Origin of the sequence: Pseudomonas sp. W15Feb34, from assembly GCF_023127765.1 — a bacterium.
GTDB classification, from domain to species: Bacteria; Pseudomonadota; Gammaproteobacteria; order Pseudomonadales; family Pseudomonadaceae; genus Aquipseudomonas; species Aquipseudomonas synxantha_A.
Window position 1 is genome coordinate 160,684 of record NZ_SPKN01000029.1, and the last position, 19,992, is coordinate 180,675.

Sequence of the window (19,992 nt, forward strand, 5' to 3'; positions counted from 1 at the left end):
GACCCACCGTCATCGGGAGCAAGCCCCCTCCCACATTTGGATTGGCGTTCTTACTTGCCGAGCTTGCGCAGCTCATCCGACTCCACCACCCGTACGCCATCCTGTTCTTCCAGCGCCAGGCGCCACATGGCGCGAGCCAGTTCGCAGACTTCGATGCCGTGGTACTTGCCCGGAATCAAACGCGACAACGGCCCGGCCAGCTGTTCGGCCAGACGCGGTTCCAGCCGCTCCCCCAGCAGCAAGGAAGGTCGCACGATGGTCAGTTGCGGCCAGTCCTGGGCTTTGAGTGCCTGCTCCATTTCGCCCTTGACTCGGTTGTAGAACACTGAGGATTTCGGGTCGGCGCCGATCGCACTGATCACGATCAGATGCCGCGCACCCAGTTCCCGAGCGCGCTTGGCGAAGGCCACCACCATGTCCAGATCGACCGCACGGAACGCCGTTTCCGAGCCGGCTTTCTTGATCGTGGTGCCCAGGCAGCAAAAGGCAATGTCCACCCGGCCGCTCAGTTGCGGCAGGAACACTGCAGGGTCGCCCACCGGGTTTTCCAGGCGTGGGTGTTCAGCCAGCGGCTTGCGGCTCGGCGCCAGTACACGGGTCACGGTGGGTTCGTTGAGCAGGCGATCAAGCAGGTGTTCGCCGGTGAGGCCAGAGGCCCCGGCCAGCAAGATATGCTGAGGTGTCAGGTACATGATGTTTCCCCCTTGTTACACGTTACAGCTTAGTTGCCTTTGGCTTCCTTGCTATTCATTGAGACGCTTTCGAGCGCCTTTCGTGCCTGCTGTTTGCGTAATAGTTGCCAATGGGCGATCACGCCTTTGGGCGCCCATATCTGCGGTTCTGAGGCTTCGAAGTTGTCCGCCTGTTCGCGTTCGGCCACATGCAGTTGTGCCAGTTTGAACGCGTGTTGCAAATCGTCCGTTTGGTTGAAGGCTTGTGCGAAAAGGGCATCGCCAAAGTAGGTAAAGTCCGCCTCTTCTGAACAGCCAAAGGACACGCGATCCGCACGGGATGCCGTCATGATCAGCGTGCGCTCATCTTTCAGGGCCGGAATGAAACCGCCGGAGTAGCAGGCGGAAATCACGATGATCTTGTCGCGGTTTTTCAACGGCGCCAGCACGGCGGCCAGTTCATCGGCGGGCAGGTCGGCCAGTTCCATGCGCGGCTGGTCGAGCACCAACTCATGTTCATGGGTGCCGTGGCTGGTCAAGTAGATGAACACCAGGTCTTCGGGCCCGGTACGTTCGGCCAGGGTTTGCACGGAACGCCGCAGGCTTTCGCGGGTGGCCAGCGGACGGTCGGCGATGTGGTCACGGTGGTTGACCAGGCGGACCTGCCCGCGCGCGCCGAAGCGGGTGGTGAGCAGGTTGCTGACGTAATCGGCTTCGCGCAGAAACACGCTTTGCTTGCCGTCACCTGCCAACGCCAACGTATAAAGCTCGACGGCAGGTGTCGAGGCCGGCACGGCGGCCAGGGCCTCTTCGAGCAAGCGGCCTTGGGCCAATAGGCCGGTTTCCAGTGGGTCGGGCAGCAACTTGCCATCGGCATCGCGCACGCGCAGGCCATTGACCCAGGTGCCGGCCTGCACGGTGCCGTCGGTGAGCACGAGGGTGCCACGCCCCTGATAGTTGTCGCTGTCGAAGCCACCGATATAGAAGCTGCCATCGGTGAGGTTCAGGCGCCCCTCACCGGTAAAGCGCCAGTCACTGAACTGACCGACGTAGTGGCTGCCATCGGCGCCAATCAATTCGCCTTTGCCACTGAGGGCGCCTTCCTTGAACTGGCCGACCCATACGTCGCCGTCGGCGTTTTCATAGCGGCCTTTGCCGTTGAGTTGGTTCTGCTTGAATTGGCCGATATAGATATCGCCCTCAGCGCTATTGAAGGTGCCATTGCCTTCCAGTTGGCCATCGACAAAGTGGCCGCTGAACTGATTGCCGCTGTCGTCATTGCGCTGGCCTTCGCCATTGGGCTTGCCGTGGGCAAATTGGCCCTGGTACTGGCTGCCATCGGCCAATTCCAGGCGACCGAGGCCTGCGTACTGGTCGTCCTTGAACTCGCCGCGATAGGTCATCTGCCCTTCTTTGAGGGTGCCTTCGCCATCGCGTCGACCGTTCTTGAAGCTGCCGACATAGCTGCTGCCCGTGGTAGTCAAGCTGCCCTGGCCATCAAACAGGCCCTGCTGGAACTGGCCTTTATAGACTTCGCCATTGCTGCCATGCCATTCGCCCTGGCCGTGCCACTGGCCTTTATCGAACTGGCCGGCGTACCAACTACCGTTGGGGTAGTCCACGCGGCCCTGGCCTTGCAGCAGGCCGTTGACCACATCGCCACGGTAGCGGCCGCCATCGGGCAGGCGCGCATCGGGCGGCAACAGCGATTCGCCGTCTCCGCAAGCGGTCAGCAACAGGGCAAGGGCAAGGGGAGCGAGTGGGCGCATAGCGGGATCCGGATAATTGAGCGCCGAGTATGCCGCAGCCGCGAGATTCATACATAAATTTACATACACTGTGGCAAGGTTTATTGCCTCGCCACAGGGTCGGCCTTACACGAAGCAGAGTGACAGCGACTCGGCAATATAGGCAGGTTTCTCCTGGCCTTCGATTTCCAGGGTGGCGGTGGCCTTGAACAGCCATTGGCCGGGTTTTTTCTCGGTGACGTCGGTGAGCGTGACGTTCAGGCGCACCTTGGAGTCGACCTTCACCGGCTGGATGAAGCGCACACTGTCCAGGCCGTAGTTGACGGCCATTTTCAAGCCCTCGGGCATGATCAGGATGTCTTCCATCAGCTTGGGCATCAGTGACAGTGACAGGAAACCGTGGGCGATGGTGCTGCCGAACGGGGTTTGTGCGGCCTTGACCGGGTCGACGTGGATGAACTGATGATCGCCGGTGGCCTCTGCGAACAGGTTGATGCGCGCCTGGTCGATGGTGAGCCATTCGGAACGTCCCAGTTCCTTGCCGACATAATCTTTGAGCTGCGCTACGGGTACATAGGGCATTGCGTCTCTCCTGGGTTCATCATTTTTATCCCCCGTTGATAAGGGGTTTTATATGGGATACAGAGAACCAATGTAGATCATCATGGGCAAATGGCCCGGTCAACCCAACATGCTTTTGGCGAATGCCTGGGCATAGGGCGGGCGTGCTTATAATGCGCATGGGCTTTGAGGGGGGAGAGAGCGGGATGCTGTTACGTGGCCTGACTTGGCTGGTGCTGTTTCAATTGATCGGTACGGCGATCAATCATTTGCTGTTGCCGGTACTGCCGGGGCCGATCATCGGGCTGCTGCTGATGCTGGGCTTTCTGGTCTGGCGCGGTGAAGTCGGCGAGCCGCTGAGCCTGGCGGCTGGCAGCCTGTTGCGTTATCTGCCGTTGCTGTTGGTGCCGCCCGCCGTGGGAGTGATGGTCTACGCCAAGGACATTGTCGCGGACTTCTGGGCTATCGTCGGGGCGCTGGTGTTGTCGCTGGTGATCGCCATGGGCTTTGTCGGTGTGCTGATGCAGCAGATGGTCAGGCGCAAGGAGAAGGACCAATGATGCTTGACTGGCAGGGCGCCTGGACGGCGGTCATTCATCATCCGTTGTTCGGCATCGGTATCACCCTGGGCGCCTATCAGTTGGTGCTGGCGGGGTACGAGAAAACCCGCTGGATCTTCCTGCAACCGGTGCTGGTGTCGATGTTGCTGGTGATCGGTGTGTTGCTCGCCTGTGGCCTGAGTTACGCCGAGTACCGCGAAAGCACCGAGATCATGGGGATCCTGCTGGGGCCTGCGACGGTGGCATTGGCGGTACCGCTTTATCTCAACCTGCGGCGGATTCGCCAATTGTTCTGGCCGATTTTTACTACGCTGGTGGTAGGCGGGGTGTTGGCTACCGGCTTGTGTGTGCTGTTGGGGTGGTGGTTTGGTGCCGAACACAGGGTGCTGATGACCATGGCACCCAAGTCGGTGACGTCGCCGATTGCCATGCTGGTCGCCGAACAGATTGGTGGCGTGGCGGCATTGGCGGCAGTGTTTGTACTGATCACCGGGGTGGTCGGCGCGATGATCGGCCCGGCGTATCTGTCGCGCCTGGGCGTGCACAGCCCTGAAGCGCGGGGCATGGCGCTGGGCATGACCGCCCATGCGGTCGGCACCTCGGTGGCCCTGCAGGAAAGCGAAGAGTGCGGTGCCTTTGCGGCGCTGGCCATGAGCCTGATGGGCGTGGCGACGGCGGTGTTTCTGCCGTTGGCCGTGTCGGTAATTGTTTAACCCGGGTTTTAAGGAAACCGTTATGAGTCTGGCGCTGTTCCCACTCAACACTGTGCTGTTCCCAGGCTGCACCCTCGACCTGCAGATATTTGAGGCGCGCTACCTGGACATGATCAGCCGCTGCATGAAAAAGGGTGAAAGCTTTGGTGTGGTGTGCATCTTCAATGACCAGGAAGTGGGCATAGCCCCGGACGGCTACGCGCTGATCGGCTGCGAAGCGTTTATTCGCGACTTCAAACAGCAGGACAATGGCCTGCTGGGGATTCGTGTCGAGGGTGGCCGGCGTTTCCGCGTACTAGACGTCACGGTGCAGAAAGATCAATTGCTGGTGGCCGAGGTTAAATGGTTGGAGGAGATGCCGGATCGGCCTCTGGAAGAAGAGGACGCCGACTTGCTGGCGCTGCTGGAGGCCCTGGCGGAGCACCCGATGGTGGCTTCGCTGGAGATGAACGCCCATGCCGAAAGCCAGCAGGCCCTCGGCAACCAACTGGCGTACCTGCTGCCGTTTACCGACGCCGATAAGGTCGACTTGCTGCGAATTGACGATCCGCAGCAGCGGCTGGATGCCATTCAGATGTTGCTGGATGAATTGCAGGGTGAGTTGTTCACCTGAGATACAGAATTTTCTGCGGTTGCTTTCGGATTTTGCTACGTCATTTCAGGCGCGGCGCCTGCAATATTTTCCGATCACACCATAATGATCGGGGATGACCATGATTCGTCTGACACCATCGGAACAAGTCGCCTGGGACACGTATTTTGTCAGCGTGACCACGCAATTGCTCCAGCAGGACGCCACCCGGGGCGCAGAGTACATCGCCGAGCGCGCCGCCGACATTGCCGACGAGATGCTGCTGGAGCGACGCGAGCGTTGCGTGGAGCGTCGCTCTGCTTCAGTGGACTGGATTGGCCCGGCCAAGGGTCAGTAGGCGTACCTGAGCAATGCATGGGAGGTGCCGGTGAATGCAATGAAGCCGAGCACCGCCACCACCGCCGGCAATACCAGCCACCAGGCTTTTTGCGTCATTGCCGGCAGCGGGCTGCGGTACTGGATCACGGTCAGGCTGAACGCACACACCGTCATGGCCAGTAGCGTGCCTGCGAGGATGTCGCTGGGCCAGTGAGCGCCCAGGTAAACCCGCGACAGAGCAATGAATGCGGCGGGTATGCAGCCCAGCAGCATCCAGGTCAGGCGCAATCGCGTGGGTTGGCCGCGACCGGCCAATACCGCGAGCGCCAGGAAGAACGCAAAAGCGCCGGAGGCATGGCCGCTGGGCATACTGAAACTGGTCAACGGGTCGGTCAGAATCTCCGGGCGGCCGCGGGCAAAAAACAGCTTGGTGCCGGTGTTGATCACCGCCGCGCCTGCCAGGGTCGCTCCCACAAACAGCGCGTGGCGCCATTGCCGGGCCACAAACAACAGGGCGGTGAACACCGCGCTGGCGACGAACATTTTCTTGAACTCGCCCAATTGCGTGATCCGCACCATCACCTCATCCAGCCACGGGCTGCGATGCTCCTGCACCAGGGCGCTCAGGCCCTGATCGAAGTCATTGAGATGCGGGTAGCCGATAAACAGCGCGATCAGCAAGGTCAGGCTGGCACAACCGATCCACAACGTTGCGCGACGATGGGCGCGCAGGCTGCTGTTCAAACTTAATCCCAACAGCGCCGCCAGGCACGCCGCGACAATCGCCGCTTCCGGCCAGAAACCTTCCGGCAAGGGCAGGCGGAACGCGGCACCGGCTGCCCAGCCCGGCAGCAGATACGCCACTGACCAACCGGCGGCGGCGATCAGGCTGACGATCGCAAAGCGCGGGAACGGCATGTCGCACATACCGGCGACCATCGGCAGCATGGGCCGCAATGGCCCGATGAAGCGTCCGACCAGCAGGCTGGCGATGCCGTACTTGTGGAAGTAGGTTTCTGCGCCATTCATCCATTCCGGATGATGTCGCAGGCCCGGCAAGCGCCGGATGTTCTGATGGAAATGTCGGCCCAGGTAGTAGGAAACCCCGTCGCCCAATAGACCGCCGAGGAAGCCCAGCAGCAGGGTTTCACTCAGTGACAGCGCACCGCTGCCGGCCAGTGCGGCAATCGCAAACAGCAATACCGTGCCCGGCACGATTAGCCCGGCAATGGCCAGGCACTCCACGCACGCGACAATAAACACCGCGGCTGCCAGCCATTGCGGGTTCAGGGTCAGCCAGCCGGTGATGCTATCGAGCCATTGGCCCATACAATCCACTCCATAATGAGACGGTGAATTTCCACTGTGGGAGCTGGCTTGCCTGCGATGGCTGCGGCATGGCCAGCATGGAAGTTGCCTGGCCCACCGCTATCGCAGGCAAGCCAGCTCCCACATGGGATGTGTCGCCCGTTAGATCAAAAAATAATCGCGGCCTTCGACCTGCCCGCGACGCAGCGGGTTCCGCGTGCAGTACGGCGCATAGCCGGCATCGACGAAGCGGTACATCAAGTGTTCATCGCGCCCGCTGGGAATGCCCAGCCGGGTGGTCTGGATAATCTGTGTGGGCACCTGGCCCACATCTTCGACATACAGCAGTTCCTGATCGAAGCGCTTGGCGTCCCACATCGGCACTTTCAGGCCCAGTGCCTTGCACAACAGGGTCTGCCCGGCGCACAGCTTCTGCGCCGGGCGCGGGCTGCCGTCGGGGTTGGGGTTGTTCAACAGCATTTGCGCCAGGCTCGCCGGCCCGCAGATTTCATCGACCCACGGGTAAGCCGACTTGATCAGCACGGCATTCCCCGGGCCGTGGGCGCTGAAGTTCAGGGAATCACCGCCCCTGGCGTAGTACATATAGATATGACCGCCATCCAGAAACAAAGCCTTACGCTTTTCTGTGTAACCCAGCGACGCATGGCTGCCTTTTTCGGCCACGTAATAGGCTTCGGTTTCAATAATTCGCGCCGAAAGCCAGAGATCACCAACACGGTGGCGAATGATTTTCCCCAACAGTTCTTGCGCGAGCAGTTGTGCATCGCGGTCGAAGAAGCCGTCGGGCAGGGCGCTTGCGGGGAGTGGGGCGGTAAGTCCGGGCATGGCGTTCAGGGTTATTACGGCTAAATGTGACGGAATAATAACAACTCTCACCTTAATTACCGCTGAACCCCGGGTTTTTACAGTTCATTTCGACCATCCGCCCCTCACCGCTGTCAGTCGAGCGGCGTCACAGCTATAATCTGCCGCTTTCCTCTTTGCCAAGACTCCCTGACCATGACTGAGTCCGTTCTTGACTACATGACCCGCCTGGGTCGCGCTGCCCGTCAGGCCTCGCGGTTGATCGCCCGTGCGAGCACTGCGCAGAAGAACCGTGCGCTGCTGGCGGCTGCCGATGCTCTGGATGCTTCGCGCTCCGAGTTGACCGCTGCCAATGAACTGGACTTGGCCAACGGTCGCGCCAATGGCCTGGAACCGGCCTTGCTGGATCGCCTGGCACTGACCCCGGCACGTATCGACGACATGATCGAAGGCCTGCGTCAGGTGGCCAAGCTGCCTGACCCCATCGGTGAAATCCGCGACATGCGCTACCTGCCGTCCGGTATCCAGGTCGGCAAGATGCGCGTGCCGCTGGGTGTGATCGGCATCATCTACGAGTCGCGTCCGAACGTGACCATCGACGCCGCGAGCCTGTGCCTGAAGTCGGGCAACGCCACCATCCTGCGAGGCGGCTCCGAGGCGATCAATTCCAACCGTGCTATCGCCGCCTGCATCCAGCAAGGCCTGGCCGTGGCCGAGTTGCCAGCTGAAGTGGTGCAAGTGGTGGAAACCACCGACCGCGCGGCTGTGGGCGCGTTGATCACCATGCCGGAATTCGTCGACGTGATTGTGCCCCGTGGCGGCAAGAGCCTGATCGAGCGCGTCAGCCGGGATGCCAAGGTGCCAGTCATCAAGCATCTGGACGGCGTGTGCCACGTCTTCATCGACATAGCCGCCGACCTCGACAAGGCGATTCGCATTGCCGACAACGCCAAGACCCACCGCTACGCGCCGTGCAACACCATGGAAACCCTGCTGGTGCACGCCGGCATTGCCGAGCGCGTGCTGCCGCCGCTGGCTGCCATCTACCGTGACAAGGGCGTGGAACTGCGTGGCTGCGAGCGTACCCGTGCACTGCTCGGCAGCGATGTGATCGAAGCGACTGAACAAGACTGGTACACCGAATACACGGCGCCGATCCTGTCGATTCGCATCGTCGACGACCTGGATCAGGCCATCGAACACATCAATAAATACGGCTCCAAGCACACCGACGCCATTGTTTCCGAGCATTTCAGCGATGCCCGGCGTTTCCTCAATGAAGTGGACTCCGCTTCGGTGATGATCAACGCCTCGACACGTTTTGCCGACGGCTTCGAGTATGGCCTGGGGGCGGAGATCGGTATCTCCACCGACAAGCTCCATGCACGCGGCCCGGTTGGCCTTGAAGGGCTGACCAGCGAGAAGTACGTAGTGTTCGGCGACGGTCATGTGCGCACTTGATGGCTAAACGCATCGGGCTGCTCGGCGGTACTTTCGACCCCGTGCACATCGGCCATTTGCGCAGTGCCCTGGAAGTCGCCGATGCCCTGGCGCTGGACGAGGTGCGGCTGCTGCCCAATTTTCGGCCGCCGCATCGCGATACGCCGCAGGTGTCCGCGCAACAGCGTCTGGAAATGGTGCAGGTGGCCGTAGAGGGCATACAGCCGTTGATGGTGGACGACCGCGAGCTCAAGCGCGATAAACCGTCCTACACTGTCGACACCCTGGAGCTGATGCGTGCCGAGATGGCCGCAGATGACCAGTTGTTTCTGCTTTTGGGCTGGGACGCATTTTGCGGCCTGCCCTCTTGGCACCGCTGGGAGGAGCTCCTCCAGCATTGCCACATCCTGGTTTTGCAACGCCCGGATGCCGACAGCGAACCGCCGGATGCCTTGCGCAACCTGCTGGCCGCGCGGTCGGTGAGTGACCCCTTGGCCCTGACCGGGCCGAACGGGAATATTGCATTCGTCTGGCAGACCCCGCTTGCGGTGTCCGCCACCCAGATCCGTCAACTGCTGGCCAGCGGTAAGTCGGTACGTTTCCTGGTGCCTGACGCGGTCCTGGCCTACATCGATGCGCACGGGCTTTACCGTGCGTCGAACTGAAAAGGCGCGCTTGAACGCACGAACCGTGCAGCAAGCGCCCGAACATACGAGCAAAACGAGTTTTATATGACGAACAAAGACGTAAGCAAAGTTAAGCGCAAAGGCACCTTCAAAAGCGCACCGCTGCCGGTTGAAGCCCACGTGGGCCCGGAACTGGCTGGCGAAGAGCTGGTGAAAGTGGCCGTGGCCGCCCTGGAAGACGTTAAGGCCCAGGACATCCAGGTGCTGGACGTACGCGACAAGCAAAGCATCACCGACTTCATGATCATCGCCACCGGTACCTCCAACCGCCAGATCGGCGCGATGCTGGACAAGGTTCGCGAAGCCGTCAAAGCCCAGGGCGTGAAGCCTTTGGGTGAAGAAGGCAAGGGCGACAGCGACTGGGTACTGCTGGACATGGACGATGTGATCGTTCACATGATGACCTCCAACGCCCGCCAGTTCTACGACCTGGAACGTCTGTGGAAAGGCGCCGAGCAGAGCCGTGCCGCCGATGGCAAGCACCACAGCCCGGAAGTGGGCCACGCGCACTTCGACAAGCTCAACAAAGACCAGGAATAAGGAACGGCTGTGCGCCTGCGTCTGATCGCTGTCGGTTCACGCATGCCCAAGTGGGTGGAAGAAGGCTGGCACGAGTATGCCAAGCGTCTGCCCGCTGAGCTGTCGCTTGAACTGGTGGAAATACCGCTCAATACCCGGGGCAAGAACGCCGATGTGGCGCGCTTTATTCGCCAGGAAGGCGAAGCCATGCTGGCCAAGGTCGGCCCCAACGAGCGTATCGTCACTCTCGAAGTGCACGGCAAGCCCTGGAGCACCGAGCAGTTGGCGGTGGAACTGGATCGCTGGCGCCTGGATTCGCGTACGGTCAACTTCATGGTCGGTGGCCCCGAGGGGCTGGCGCCGGAAGTCTGCGCGCGAGCCGATCAGCGCTGGTCGTTGTCGGCGCTGACATTGCCGCACCCGTTGGTAAGGATTCTGATCGGTGAACAGCTGTATCGCGCCTGGACAGTTCTGTCCGGGCACCCTTACCACAAATAGTCTGCGCTGCCCCCGATGACCCAGCCGATCCGCATCAAGGACCACGAGAAAGACGCACGTCTGGTACGCGCGCGGGTGGTGTTCGGTGCGATTTTGGTGGTGGCGTTGATGTGCGTGCTGATTGCGCGTCTGTATTTCCTGCAGGTGATCCAGTACGACTATCACTCCACGCTGTCGGAAAACAACCGGGTGCATGTGCAGCCGATTCCGCCGACCCGTGGGCTGATCTTCGACCGCAATGGCGTGGTGGTCGCGGATAACCGCCCCAGCTTCAGCCTGAGCATGACCCGTGAGCGTTCCGGCGACTGGCAGCAGGTGCTCGATGTGATTGTCGAGGTGCTGCAACTGACGCCGGAAGACCGGGTGATCTTCGAGAAACGCATGAAGCAGGGGCGCCGGCCGTTCGAGCCGGTGCCGATCCTGTTCGAGCTGACCGAAGAGCAGATCGCCCGAATCGCCGTGAACCAGTTCCGTCTGCCGGGTGTGGAAGTGGTGGCGCAGTTGGTGCGCCACTATCCGCAAGGGGCGCACTTTGCCCACTCGGTCGGCTATATGGGGCGGATCAACGAGAAAGAGCTTAAAACCCTCGACCCGGTCAATTACAGCGGCACCCATCATATCGGCAAGACCGGCATCGAGCGTTTCTACGAGCCCGAGCTGCACGGCCAGGTGGGTTACGAAGAAGTCGAGACCAACGCCCGCGGCCGCGTCTTGCGCGTGCTCAAGCGCACCGACCCGATACCGGGCAAGGACATTGTGCTGAGCCTGGACATCAAGTTGCAGGAAGCGGCCGAGATGGCCCTGGGTGGCCGGCGTGGCGCCGTGGTGGCGCTGGACCCGAAAACCGGCGAAGTGCTGGCGATGGTCAGTCAGCCGAGTTTCGACCCTAACCTGTTCGTCACCGGCATCAGCTTCAAGGCCTACGCCGAGCTGCGCGACTCCATCGATCGACCGCTGTTCAACCGCGTATTGCGCGGCCTGTATCCACCGGGTTCGACCATCAAGCCGGCGGTGGCGATCGCCGGCCTGGATTCCGGCGTGGTCACGGCCTCCAGTCGGGTCTATGACCCCGGCTACTACATGCTGCCCAACTATGATCACAAATACCGTAACTGGAACCGCTCCGGTGACGGCTATGTCGACCTGGACACCGCGATCATGCGCTCCAACGACACCTATTTTTACGACCTGGCCCACAAGCTGGGGATCGATCGCCTGTCTGCCTACATGGGCAAGTTCGGCCTCGGTCAGAAAGTCTCTCTGGACATGTTCGAAGAGTCTCCCGGCCTGATGCCGTCGCGGGAATGGAAGCGTGCGACGCGCCGTCAGGCATGGTTCCCGGGTGAAACCCTGATCCTGGGGATCGGCCAGGGCTATATGCAGGCCACGCCGCTGCAACTGGCCCAGGCCACGGCGCTGGTGGCCAATAAAGGCATCTGGAATCGGCCGCACCTGGCCAAGACCATCGAAGGCGAAAAGCCGGTAGACGACAACCCGATTCCCGATATTGTGCTGCGCGACCCGTCGGACTGGGCCAAGGTCAACCACGGCATGCAGCAAGTCATGCACGGCGCACGGGGTACCGCACGCAAGGCGGCAGCCGGCGCGCAATACCGCATCGCCGGCAAGAGTGGTACGGCCCAGGTGGTCGCGATCAAGCAGGGCGAAAAATATGACCGTTCCAAGGTTCAGGAGCGTCACCGCGACCACGCCTTGTTTGTCGGCTTCGCCCCGGCTGACGACCCGAAAATCGTGGTCTCGGTGATGGTCGAGAACGGTGAGTCCGGCTCTGGCGTCGCGGCGCCCGTGGTGCGGCAGATCATGGATGCCTGGCTGTTGGCCGAGGATGGCAAGCTCAAGCCCGAATATGGCGGCCCCCCATCAAGCCCCGAGGTTACGGCCCGTGAAGAGTAATTTTGACCGCATCCTCTCCAGCGAGGATGTGATGCGTCGCCGTGCGACGTTGCTGCAACGCATGCACATTGATGGCCCCCTGCTGATCCTGCTGCTGACCTTGGCGGCCGGCAGCCTGTTCGTGCTGTATTCGGCCAGCGGCAAGAACTGGGACCTGCTGATCAAACAGGCGTCCTCGTTTGGCCTGGGCCTGTTGTCGATGGTGGTGATCGCCCAGCTTGAACCACGCTTCATGGCGCGTTGGGTGCCGCTGGGGTATGTCGCCGGCGTGTTGCTGCTGGTGGTGGTGGATGTCATGGGCCATAACGCCATGGGAGCCACGCGCTGGATCAACATTCCCGGGGTGATTCGCTTCCAACCGTCGGAATTCATGAAGATCCTGATGCCGGCCACCATCGCCTGGTACTTGTCCAAGCGCACCTTGCCGCCACAGCTCAAGCACGTGGTGATCAGCCTGCTTCTAATCGGCGTGCCGTTTATTCTGATCGTGCGCCAGCCTGACCTTGGCACCTCATTGCTGATTCTGGCCGGTGGCGCGTTCGTGCTGTTTATGGGGGGCTTGCGCTGGCGCTGGATCCTCAGCGTGCTGGCCGCTGCCGTCCCCGTGGCCGTGGCCATGTGGTTCTTCTTCATGCACGACTATCAGAAGCAACGGATCCTGACGTTCCTCGACCCGGAGAGCGACCCGTTGGGCACCGGCTGGAACATCATCCAGTCCAAGGCGGCCATCGGTTCCGGCGGCGTATTCGGCAAAGGCTGGTTGCTGGGCACCCAGTCCCATCTGGACTTCTTGCCCGAAAGTCATACCGACTTCATCATCGCGGTGATGGGCGAAGAGTTCGGCCTGGTGGGCATTTGCGCCTTATTGTTGATCTATCTGCTGTTGATTGGTCGCGGCCTGGTGATTACCGCCCAGGCGCAGACGCTGTTCGGTAAATTGCTTGCCGGCAGCCTGACCATGACTTTTTTTGTTTACGTTTTCGTCAACATCGGTATGGTCAGTGGCCTGCTGCCGGTGGTTGGGGTGCCGTTGCCATTCATTAGCTACGGCGGAACTTCGCTGGTGACATTGCTGTCAGCGTTTGGGGTTTTGATGTCGATTCATACGCATCGCAAGTGGATCGCACAGGTTTGAATAAGGTGAAGATGTCAATGCAAGTAATGCGCGGCTGGGCGACTCGGCATGCGACCTGGATGGGCCTGATTGGGCTGCTGGGGGCAACGCAAGAGGCGCAGGCCGGTGACTACGATGGTTCACCCCAGGTCGCCGAATTTGTCGGTGAGATGACCCGCGACTACGGTTTTGCTGGCGAGCAACTGATGGGCGTGTTCCGCGAAGCCCAGAAAAAGCAGGCGATCCTCGACGCCATTTCCCGCCCCGCCGAACGCGTGAAGCAGTGGAAGGAATATCGCCCGATGTTCCTTACTGACGCACGTATTGCCCGCGGCGTGGACTTCTGGCGCCAGCATGAAGCCGTCCTGGCCCGCGCCGAGCAGGAATACGGCGTGCCGGCCCAGGTCATCGTCTCGATCATCGGCATTGAAACGTTCTACGGCCGCAATACCGGCAGCTACCGGGTGATCGACGCCTTGTCGACCCTGGGCTTCGATTACCCGCCGCGTGCCGAATTCTTCCGCAAGGAGCTGCGCGAATTCCTGCTGCTGGCCCGCGAAGAACAGGTCGACCCGATGACACTCAAGGGCTCGTACGCCGGCGCGATGGGCTTGCCGCAGTTTATGCCGAGCAGCTTTCGCGCCTATGCGGTGGACTTTGACGGCGACGGCCATATCAATATCTGGAGCAACCCCGACGACGCCATCGGCAGCGTGGCCAGCTACTTCAAGCGTCACGGCTGGGTTGGCGGCGAACCGGTGGTTATCCGCGCCGATGTCACAGGTGAGCGCGCCGATGAAGGCTTGACCCAGGGTATCGAGCCGGTCAAGACCGTCGGGGAGTTGCGAGCGCTGGGCTGGTCGAGTCAGAATGCGCCACGCGACGACATGCCGGTGACGGCATTCCGCCTGGAAGGTGCAAACGGCCCGGAATACTGGATGGGCCTGAAGAATTTCTACGCAATCACGCGTTATAACCGCAGTGTGATGTACGCCATGGCCGTGCATCAGCTGTCAGATGAGCTGGTTCAAGCACGGGGCAACAAGTAATGCGGGTATCGCCGTTCAAAAAACCGCTCAAGCTGGTGGCGTTCGCCGCGTTGTCCTTGCTGGTTGCCAGTTGCTCCACCACCCCTAACCGTGCGCCTGCCAAGAAGGCCGGCGGCACGGTGGTGCGCGCCCAGCCGGGCCTGGACATCAACCGTGCGCACAAAGACGGCGCGCCGTGGTGGGATGTGGATGTCTCGAAAATCCCGGATGCCACGCCGACCCTGCACACCGGCCCCTACAAGGCCAACCCCTACACCGTTCTGGGCAAGAATTACTTCCCGCTGCAGGAATCCAAGACTTACGTGCAGTCCGGCACCGCGTCTTGGTACGGCACCAAGTTTCATGGCCAGAACACCGCCAATGGCGAGGTGTATGACCTGTACGGCATGAGCGCGGCCCACAAGACCCTGCCGTTGCCCAGCTATGTTCGCGTTACCAACCTGGACAACAACCGTACGGTGATCCTGCGGGTCAACGACCGCGGGCCGTTCTATTCGGATCGGATCATCGATTTGTCCTACGCCGCGGCCAAGAAGCTTGGCTACGCCGAAACCGGCACTGCACGGGTGAAAGTCGAGGGCATCGACCCGGCGCAGTATTGGGCCCAGCGTGGCAAGCCGGCGCCGTTGATGCTTAACGAACCGGCAACCCCCCAACCGCAAGTGACGGCCTCGACCGGCAAGATCGAGCAGTGGACGCCGCCGCCGGCGCAACATGCTCCGGATACCGTCGTCGTCCCTCACGCAGCACCGGGCGCCTCGATGGCGGGCGGGCAATACCTTCAGGTCGGCGCTTTCGCCAACCCGGATGCGGCAGAACTGTTAAGGTCCAAGCTCAGCGGTATGGTCAGCGCGCCGGTCTTCATCAGTTCCATCGTGCGTAACCAGCAAACGTTGCACCGTGTACGCATGGGCCCGATCGGTTCGCCAAGTGAAGTGGCGCAAGTGCAGAACAGCGTCCGCCTGGCCAACCTGGGGCAACCCAGCGTGGTCACCGCAGAATAAGTAACGGATTGATGGCTCAGGTGCGCCTGCGCGCTTGAGTCCAGGTTGTTGGCTCGTTGGACAATAAAAACCCAGGGGCAAGGGGTGAGCGGGCAACCGAACACGTGACAGTCTGGAAGCGGGCTGTCTGAATAGTTTTGCCCGCGAGGGCAAGTTTCCATAAGCAATTTCGAGAGACGGATGAACATCACCACCTTAGCCAAACGCACGTGCCTGCTTATCTCGCTGATCATCACCCCGGCCGCCTGGGCGGTTGAAATGGTGCCGGCCTCCCCGCAACTGGCCGCCAAGTCGTGGGTCCTCATGGACGCCGCCAGTGGCAACGTGCTGGTCGAAAACGGCGGTGATGTACGCCTGCCGCCAGCCAGCCTGACCAAGCTGATGACTGCCTATATCGCGACCCTGGAAATCCGTCGCGGCCAGATCGGCGAGAACGATCCGGTCACCGTCAGCGAAAACGCCTGGCGTACCGGTGGTTCGCGGATGTTCATCAAGGTCGGCTCGCAAGTCACCGTCAGTGACCTATTGCACGGCATCATCATCCAGTCCGGCAACGACGCCAGCGTCGCCCTGGCCGAGCACATCGCCGGCAGCGAAGATGCGTTCGCCGACGTGATGAACAAGACTGCCGCCGACCTGGGCATGACCAACAGCCACTTCATGAACCCGACCGGCCTGCCGAACCCAGAGCACTATTCGTCGGCTCACGACATGGCGATCCTGGCGCGCGCGATCATCCGCGTTGACCCGGTGCACTACGCGATCTACTCCCAGAAGGAGTTCTTCTGGAACAACATCAAGCAGCCTAACCGCAACCTGCTGCTGTGGCGCGACAAGACCGTCGACGGCCTGAAAACCGGCCACACCGACGAAGCCGGTTACTGCATGGTGTCGTCCGCTGTGCGTGATGGCCAGCGCCTGATCGCCGTGGTATTCGGCACCAACAGCGAACAGGCCCGTGCGGCCGAGACGCAAAAACTGCTGACCTACGGCTTCCGCTTCTTCGAAACCCAGACCTTCTACCAGAAGGGTGCCGAGCTTGCGACCGCGCCGGTATGGAAAGGCGCCACCTCCCAAGTCAAGGCCGGCCTGGCTGACGACCTGACCCTGACCATGCCTAAAGGCCAGCTGAAAAAGCTCGCCGCCAGCATGACCCTGAACCCGCAATTGGTCGCCCCAATCGCCAAGGGCGACGTGATCGGTAAAGTCGAAGTCAAGCTGGACGACAAGGTGGTGCATAGCGCCGACCTGATCGCGCTGGACGCTGTCGAGGAAGGTGGTATCTTCCGCCGCGTATGGGATAGCATCCGTCTATTCTTCTACGGCTTGTTCAACTGATTGTGTGCACCTGCAAAGCCCCGCGTTGATCCAGCGCGGGGCTTTGCCCGTCGCCACGGCTTAGCGCTTACGAGGCTGTTCTGCCATGACCGATAAAGACGTAGAAGTAAAGGCGCCAAAGATCGAATTCCCTGTGACGGATTATCCCGTCAAGGTGATCAGCGATACCGGTGTCGGCCGCAAGGACAAGATTCTCGAAATCGTCAGGAAACACGCGACGATCAACGACAACCGCGTGGACGAGCGTCAAAGCTCCACCGGCAAGTACACCACGATTCAGTTGCACATCGTTGCGACCGATCAGGACCAGCTCTACAACATCAACAGCGAACTGCGGGCCACCGGCTTCGTGCACATGGTGCTGTGATGTCGCACGTTCTGGGCTTTCGCGAGCTCGGCCAGATGGCCTACGAGCCGGTCTGGCATGCCATGCAGCGCTTTACCAACGAGCGCGGCACCTCTGCCCCGGATGAAATCTGGCTGGTGGAACACCCGCCGGTATTCACCCAGGGGCAGGCCGGCAAGGCCGAGCATCTGTTACTTCCGGGTGATATTCCGGTGGTGCAGGTCGACCGGGGTGGCCAAGTGACTTACCATGGGCCAGGGCAATTGGTGGCTTACCTGTTGCTGGATGTGCGCAAGCTGGGTTTTGGCGTGCGCGACCTGGTCAGCCGCATGGAGGCTTGCCTGATCGAGCTGCTGGCCAGTTATGGCGTGACCGCCGCGGCCAGGCCCGATGCACCCGGTGTGTATGTAGACGGCGCGAAAATCGCCTCTCTGGGGCTGCGTATTCGCCACGGTTGTTCCTTTCATGGCCTGGCCTTGAACGTGGACATGGACCTGGCGCCGTTCCGGCGGATCAACCCGTGCGGTTATGCCGGGCTGGCGATGACCCAACTGAGCGATCATGCCACACCGATTAAATTTGCCGAGGTTAGTGCCCGGCTGCGCGCGCAGCTCGTCAAACACCTCGACTATGCAGAGCAGACGACCCTGACGGGCGGAATCGATTGATATGACTACTGATGTTGTGCAAACCATGATCCCGACGCTGGACATCACTGAGCGTCCAGCCCCGGCCCCGCGTGCCAAGGTGGAAGCCGGCGTCAAGCTGCGCGGCGCCGAGAAGGTTGCACGCATCCCGGTCAAGATCATCCCGACCACCGAACTGCCGAAGAAACCCGACTGGATTCGCGTGCGCATCCCGGTTTCGCCGGAAGTCGACCGTATCAAGTCCCTGCTGCGCAAACACAAACTGCACAGCGTATGCGAAGAAGCGTCCTGCCCGAACCTGGGTGAATGCTTCTCTGGCGGCACCGCCACGTTCATGATCATGGGCGACATCTGCACCCGTCGTTGCCCATTCTGCGACGTAGGCCACGGCCGTCCGAAACCTCTGGACGTCAACGAGCCGCAAAGCCTGGCCATCGCCATCGCCGACCTGAAACTCAAGTACGTGGTGATCACGTCGGTCGACCGTGACGACCTGCGCGACGGCGGTGCCCAGCACTTCGCCGACTGCATCCGTGAGATCCGCAAGCTGTCACCCAACGTGATGCTCGAAACCCTGGTGCCGGACTACCGTGGCCGTATGGACGTGGCTCTGGAAATCACCGCCGCCGAGCCGCCAGATGTGTTCAACCACAACCTGGAAACCGTACCGCGCCTGTACAAGGCTGCGCGTCCGGGTTCGGACTACCAGTGGTCGCTGACCCTGCTGCAGAAATTCAAGCAGATGATGCCGCACATCCCGACCAAATCCGGCTTGATGCTGGGCCTGGGCGAGACCGACGAAGAAGTCATCGATGTCATGAAGCGCATGCGCGAACACGACATCGACATGCTGACCCTGGGCCAGTACCTGCAACCATCGCGCAGCCATTTGCCGGTGCAGCGTTTCGTGCACCCGGACACCTTCGCCTGGTTCGCCGAGGAAGGTTACAAGATGGGCTTCAAGAACGTGGCGTCGGGCCCGTTGGTGCGTTCTTCGTACCACGCCGACGAGCAGGCCAAGCTGGTCAAGGCAAGCCTGGTTTCGTAAGCCGCCCCCAGAATCAATGTGAAATGCTGGCTTGTGTGGGAGCTGGCTTGCCTGCGATAGCATCACCTCGGTGTCACTGATACACCGAGGCGCTTGCATCGCAGGCAAGCCAGCTCCCACATTTCGTTCTGCGTCATATAGGGAGAACCATAGATGACCGCCGCCGTACCTGCACTGCGTTCTGAAGGCACCATCGGCCTGATCGCCCCCGCTGGCCCTGCCGCGCTGGACGTTGAAAAAGCCGGGCAATGGATGCGTGCCCGCGGTTACGACCTGCGCATTTACCCCGGTGTATACGAGCGCGACGGCTACCTGGCCGGCAGCGATGAAGTGCGCCTGCGCGACCTGCACGCGGCCTTCGCCAATCCCGACGTCGATGCCATCTTCTGCCTGCGCGGCGGCTACGGCACGCCACGCTTGCTCGACGCGCTGGACTACGACCTGCTGCGTGCCAACCCCAAACCATTCGTGGGTTACAGCGATATCACCGCCTTGCACCTGGCGATCAACCGTTACGCCGGCTTTGTCACATTCCACGGGCCGATGCTCAATGCCGACCTGCTGGGCGATAAGCAACAGCCAACCGAATCCTCCCTGTTCAGCCTGCTGCGTGGCCAACTGGGCGCCGGCAGTGTGCTTGCGCACCCGGTGGCCTACCCGTTGACCACGATCGAGCCAGGCATTGCCTGTGGGCGCTTGCTGGGCGGTAATCTGTCGATGATTGCTGCAACAATGGGCACGCCGTATGAGATAGACGCCGAAGGCATCATCCTGTTTATCGAGGACGTCAACGAGCCGCTTTATCGTATCGACCGCCTGCTGACTCACCTGCGCCTGGCCGGCAAGCTGGCCCAGGTCGCCGGTGTGCTGGTAGGGGATGTGGCGGGTGTGGATAACGGTGCGCTGGAGCGGTTGCTGAAGCAGACCTTCGAACCCCTGTGCGTTCCGGTGCTGGCTGGCTGGCGCAGTGGGCATTGCGACCCCAACCTGACGTTGCCGATGGGTGCTTTGGTGCGCTTGGATGCGGGGGAGCGGCGGGTGGTGTTGGAGCAGGATGTAGTGTTCAACCCCTGAGTTTTTTACAGTCTGCTAA

Annotated in this window: 22 protein-coding genes; 17 read left to right on the top strand and 5 right to left on the bottom strand. The window is 61.2% G+C overall.

What is annotated here, in order from left to right:
• Positions 1-50: 50 nt before the first annotated feature.
• The 3 genes from E4O97_RS14455 to E4O97_RS14465 all read right to left on the bottom strand — a co-directional run bounded on the left by E4O97_RS14455 (position 51) and on the right by E4O97_RS14465 (position 3,001).
• The gene (locus tag E4O97_RS14455; RefSeq protein WP_032879283.1) at positions 51-692 is read right to left on the bottom strand and encodes an oxidoreductase; all 642 of its coding nucleotides are present in this window, start codon (positions 690-692) and stop codon (positions 51-53) included.
• 29 nt (positions 693-721) lie between these two features.
• Positions 722-2,440: a C13 family peptidase gene (locus tag E4O97_RS14460; RefSeq protein ID WP_248161562.1), complete on the bottom strand. Its 1,719-nt coding sequence runs from the start codon at positions 2,438-2,440 to the stop codon at positions 722-724.
• Positions 2,441-2,545: 105 nt separating this feature from the next.
• Positions 2,546-3,001, bottom strand: coding sequence for a MaoC family dehydratase (locus E4O97_RS14465; RefSeq protein ID WP_005791783.1), 456 nt, complete (start codon positions 2,999-3,001; stop codon positions 2,546-2,548).
• A 185-nt stretch (positions 3,002-3,186) separates the two neighbouring features.
• On the opposite strand from E4O97_RS14465, the gene E4O97_RS14470 reads away from it, so the two are divergent.
• The 4 genes from E4O97_RS14470 to E4O97_RS14485 all read left to right on the top strand — a co-directional run bounded on the left by E4O97_RS14470 (position 3,187) and on the right by E4O97_RS14485 (position 5,182).
• Positions 3,187-3,540: a CidA/LrgA family protein gene (locus tag E4O97_RS14470; RefSeq protein ID WP_005791782.1), complete on the top strand. Its 354-nt coding sequence runs from the start codon at positions 3,187-3,189 to the stop codon at positions 3,538-3,540.
• The gene (locus E4O97_RS14475) at positions 3,537-4,253 is read left to right on the top strand and encodes an LrgB family protein (protein WP_005791780.1); all 717 of its coding nucleotides are present in this window, start codon (positions 3,537-3,539) and stop codon (positions 4,251-4,253) included. The genes E4O97_RS14470 and E4O97_RS14475 overlap by 4 nt, the downstream gene beginning before the upstream one ends.
• 22 nt (positions 4,254-4,275) lie before the next feature.
• On the top strand, positions 4,276-4,866 hold the full coding sequence (locus tag E4O97_RS14480; RefSeq protein ID WP_032879285.1) for an LON peptidase substrate-binding domain-containing protein: 591 nt from the start codon (positions 4,276-4,278) through the stop codon (positions 4,864-4,866).
• Between the two features lie 100 nt (positions 4,867-4,966).
• Complete coding sequence (locus E4O97_RS14485) at positions 4,967-5,182, top strand: hypothetical protein (RefSeq protein ID WP_032881203.1); 216 nt, start codon at positions 4,967-4,969, stop codon at positions 5,180-5,182.
• Here E4O97_RS14485 and E4O97_RS14490 read toward each other — a convergent pair.
• Together E4O97_RS14490 and E4O97_RS14495 are read right to left on the bottom strand one after the other, a co-directional pair.
• Positions 5,176-6,492 (bottom strand): bifunctional DedA family/phosphatase PAP2 family protein, encoded by a 1,317-nt coding sequence (locus tag E4O97_RS14490; RefSeq protein ID WP_032879286.1) that lies wholly within the window; start codon positions 6,490-6,492, stop codon positions 5,176-5,178. The two genes, E4O97_RS14485 and E4O97_RS14490, sit on opposite strands and share 7 nt — an antisense overlap.
• A gap of 141 nt (positions 6,493-6,633) precedes the next feature.
• Positions 6,634-7,317 carry a DNA-3-methyladenine glycosylase gene (locus tag E4O97_RS14495; protein ID WP_005791771.1) on the bottom strand — a complete coding sequence of 228 codons (684 nt, stop codon included), beginning with the start codon at positions 7,315-7,317 and terminating at the stop codon, positions 6,634-6,636.
• A 174-nt stretch (positions 7,318-7,491) separates the two neighbouring features.
• Here E4O97_RS14495 and E4O97_RS14500 point away from each other — a divergent pair, with 174 nt between their 5' ends.
• From E4O97_RS14500 to E4O97_RS14560, 13 genes are all read left to right on the top strand, one after another.
• Positions 7,492-8,757 (top strand): glutamate-5-semialdehyde dehydrogenase, encoded by a 1,266-nt coding sequence (locus tag E4O97_RS14500; RefSeq protein ID WP_005791769.1) that lies wholly within the window; start codon positions 7,492-7,494, stop codon positions 8,755-8,757.
• Positions 8,757-9,401 (top strand): nicotinate-nucleotide adenylyltransferase, encoded by a 645-nt coding sequence (gene nadD, locus E4O97_RS14505; RefSeq protein WP_032879289.1) that lies wholly within the window; start codon positions 8,757-8,759, stop codon positions 9,399-9,401. The genes E4O97_RS14500 and nadD overlap by 1 nt, the downstream gene beginning before the upstream one ends.
• A 66-nt stretch (positions 9,402-9,467) precedes the next feature.
• Positions 9,468-9,962 carry a ribosome silencing factor gene (rsfS, locus tag E4O97_RS14510; protein ID WP_003176298.1) on the top strand — a complete coding sequence of 165 codons (495 nt, stop codon included), beginning with the start codon at positions 9,468-9,470 and terminating at the stop codon, positions 9,960-9,962.
• Positions 9,963-9,971: 9 nt separating this feature from the next.
• A complete protein-coding gene (rlmH, locus tag E4O97_RS14515; RefSeq protein WP_003176297.1) occupies positions 9,972-10,439 on the top strand; it encodes a 23S rRNA (pseudouridine(1915)-N(3))-methyltransferase RlmH in 468 nt (155 codons plus the stop codon).
• Positions 10,440-10,454: 15 nt separating this feature from the next.
• Positions 10,455-12,353, top strand: coding sequence for a penicillin-binding protein 2 (gene mrdA / locus E4O97_RS14520; RefSeq protein WP_032879291.1), 1,899 nt, complete (start codon positions 10,455-10,457; stop codon positions 12,351-12,353).
• Between the two features lie 31 nt (positions 12,354-12,384).
• A complete protein-coding gene (rodA, locus tag E4O97_RS14525) occupies positions 12,385-13,488 on the top strand; it encodes a rod shape-determining protein RodA (RefSeq protein ID WP_050549432.1) in 1,104 nt (367 codons plus the stop codon).
• A gap of 17 nt (positions 13,489-13,505) precedes the next feature.
• Positions 13,506-14,516, top strand: coding sequence for a lytic murein transglycosylase B (mltB, locus tag E4O97_RS14530; protein ID WP_005791758.1), 1,011 nt, complete (start codon positions 13,506-13,508; stop codon positions 14,514-14,516).
• Positions 14,516-15,520 carry a septal ring lytic transglycosylase RlpA family protein gene (locus E4O97_RS14535; RefSeq protein ID WP_103734857.1) on the top strand — a complete coding sequence of 335 codons (1,005 nt, stop codon included), beginning with the start codon at positions 14,516-14,518 and terminating at the stop codon, positions 15,518-15,520. The genes mltB and E4O97_RS14535 overlap by 1 nt, the downstream gene beginning before the upstream one ends.
• A 180-nt stretch (positions 15,521-15,700) precedes the next feature.
• Positions 15,701-16,858: a D-alanyl-D-alanine carboxypeptidase family protein gene (locus tag E4O97_RS14540; RefSeq protein WP_005791754.1), complete on the top strand. Its 1,158-nt coding sequence runs from the start codon at positions 15,701-15,703 to the stop codon at positions 16,856-16,858.
• An 85-nt stretch (positions 16,859-16,943) separates the two neighbouring features.
• Positions 16,944-17,225, top strand: a complete 282-nt coding sequence (locus tag E4O97_RS14545; RefSeq protein WP_005791752.1) for a DUF493 domain-containing protein — start codon at positions 16,944-16,946, stop codon at positions 17,223-17,225.
• Positions 17,225-17,872 carry a lipoyl(octanoyl) transferase LipB gene (gene lipB, locus E4O97_RS14550; protein WP_248161563.1) on the top strand — a complete coding sequence of 216 codons (648 nt, stop codon included), beginning with the start codon at positions 17,225-17,227 and terminating at the stop codon, positions 17,870-17,872. Before E4O97_RS14545 ends, lipB begins: the two co-directional genes overlap by 1 nt.
• Before the next feature lie 25 nt (positions 17,873-17,897).
• A complete protein-coding gene (gene lipA, locus E4O97_RS14555) occupies positions 17,898-18,899 on the top strand; it encodes a lipoyl synthase (RefSeq protein WP_179119850.1) in 1,002 nt (333 codons plus the stop codon).
• A gap of 153 nt (positions 18,900-19,052) precedes the next feature.
• Entirely contained in the window at positions 19,053-19,973 is a 921-nt protein-coding gene (locus E4O97_RS14560; RefSeq protein WP_248161564.1) for an LD-carboxypeptidase, read from the top strand.
• Positions 19,974-19,992 lie beyond the last annotated feature (19 nt).

What these genes read in the sequence shown, in the direction of transcription:
- E4O97_RS14455 (WP_032879283.1), bottom strand. Translation starts at nt 692, where the DNA reads ATGTACCTGACACCTCAGCATATCTTGCTGGCCGGGGCCTCTGGCCTC.
- E4O97_RS14460 (WP_248161562.1), bottom strand. Translation starts at nt 2,440, where the DNA reads ATGCGCCCACTCGCTCCCCTTGCCCTTGCCCTGTTGCTGACCGCTTGC.
- E4O97_RS14465 (WP_005791783.1), bottom strand. Translation starts at nt 3,001, where the DNA reads ATGCCCTATGTACCCGTAGCGCAGCTCAAAGATTATGTCGGCAAGGAA.
- E4O97_RS14470 (WP_005791782.1), top strand. Translation starts at nt 3,187, where the DNA reads ATGCTGTTACGTGGCCTGACTTGGCTGGTGCTGTTTCAATTGATCGGT.
- E4O97_RS14475 (WP_005791780.1), top strand. Translation starts at nt 3,537, where the DNA reads ATGATGCTTGACTGGCAGGGCGCCTGGACGGCGGTCATTCATCATCCG.
- E4O97_RS14480 (WP_032879285.1), top strand. Translation starts at nt 4,276, where the DNA reads ATGAGTCTGGCGCTGTTCCCACTCAACACTGTGCTGTTCCCAGGCTGC.
- E4O97_RS14485 (WP_032881203.1), top strand. Translation starts at nt 4,967, where the DNA reads ATGATTCGTCTGACACCATCGGAACAAGTCGCCTGGGACACGTATTTT.
- E4O97_RS14490 (WP_032879286.1), bottom strand. Translation starts at nt 6,492, where the DNA reads ATGGGCCAATGGCTCGATAGCATCACCGGCTGGCTGACCCTGAACCCG.
- E4O97_RS14495 (WP_005791771.1), bottom strand. Translation starts at nt 7,317, where the DNA reads ATGCCCGGACTTACCGCCCCACTCCCCGCAAGCGCCCTGCCCGACGGC.
- E4O97_RS14500 (WP_005791769.1), top strand. Translation starts at nt 7,492, where the DNA reads ATGACTGAGTCCGTTCTTGACTACATGACCCGCCTGGGTCGCGCTGCC.
- nadD (WP_032879289.1), top strand. Translation starts at nt 8,757, where the DNA reads ATGGCTAAACGCATCGGGCTGCTCGGCGGTACTTTCGACCCCGTGCAC.
- rsfS (WP_003176298.1), top strand. Translation starts at nt 9,468, where the DNA reads ATGACGAACAAAGACGTAAGCAAAGTTAAGCGCAAAGGCACCTTCAAA.
- mrdA (WP_032879291.1), top strand. Translation starts at nt 10,455, where the DNA reads ATGACCCAGCCGATCCGCATCAAGGACCACGAGAAAGACGCACGTCTG.
- rodA (WP_050549432.1), top strand. Translation starts at nt 12,385, where the DNA reads ATGCGTCGCCGTGCGACGTTGCTGCAACGCATGCACATTGATGGCCCC.
- mltB (WP_005791758.1), top strand. Translation starts at nt 13,506, where the DNA reads ATGCAAGTAATGCGCGGCTGGGCGACTCGGCATGCGACCTGGATGGGC.
- E4O97_RS14535 (WP_103734857.1), top strand. Translation starts at nt 14,516, where the DNA reads ATGCGGGTATCGCCGTTCAAAAAACCGCTCAAGCTGGTGGCGTTCGCC.
- E4O97_RS14540 (WP_005791754.1), top strand. Translation starts at nt 15,701, where the DNA reads ATGAACATCACCACCTTAGCCAAACGCACGTGCCTGCTTATCTCGCTG.
- E4O97_RS14545 (WP_005791752.1), top strand. Translation starts at nt 16,944, where the DNA reads ATGACCGATAAAGACGTAGAAGTAAAGGCGCCAAAGATCGAATTCCCT.
- lipB (WP_248161563.1), top strand. Translation starts at nt 17,225, where the DNA reads ATGTCGCACGTTCTGGGCTTTCGCGAGCTCGGCCAGATGGCCTACGAG.
- lipA (WP_179119850.1), top strand. Translation starts at nt 17,898, where the DNA reads ATGATCCCGACGCTGGACATCACTGAGCGTCCAGCCCCGGCCCCGCGT.
- E4O97_RS14560 (WP_248161564.1), top strand. Translation starts at nt 19,053, where the DNA reads ATGACCGCCGCCGTACCTGCACTGCGTTCTGAAGGCACCATCGGCCTG.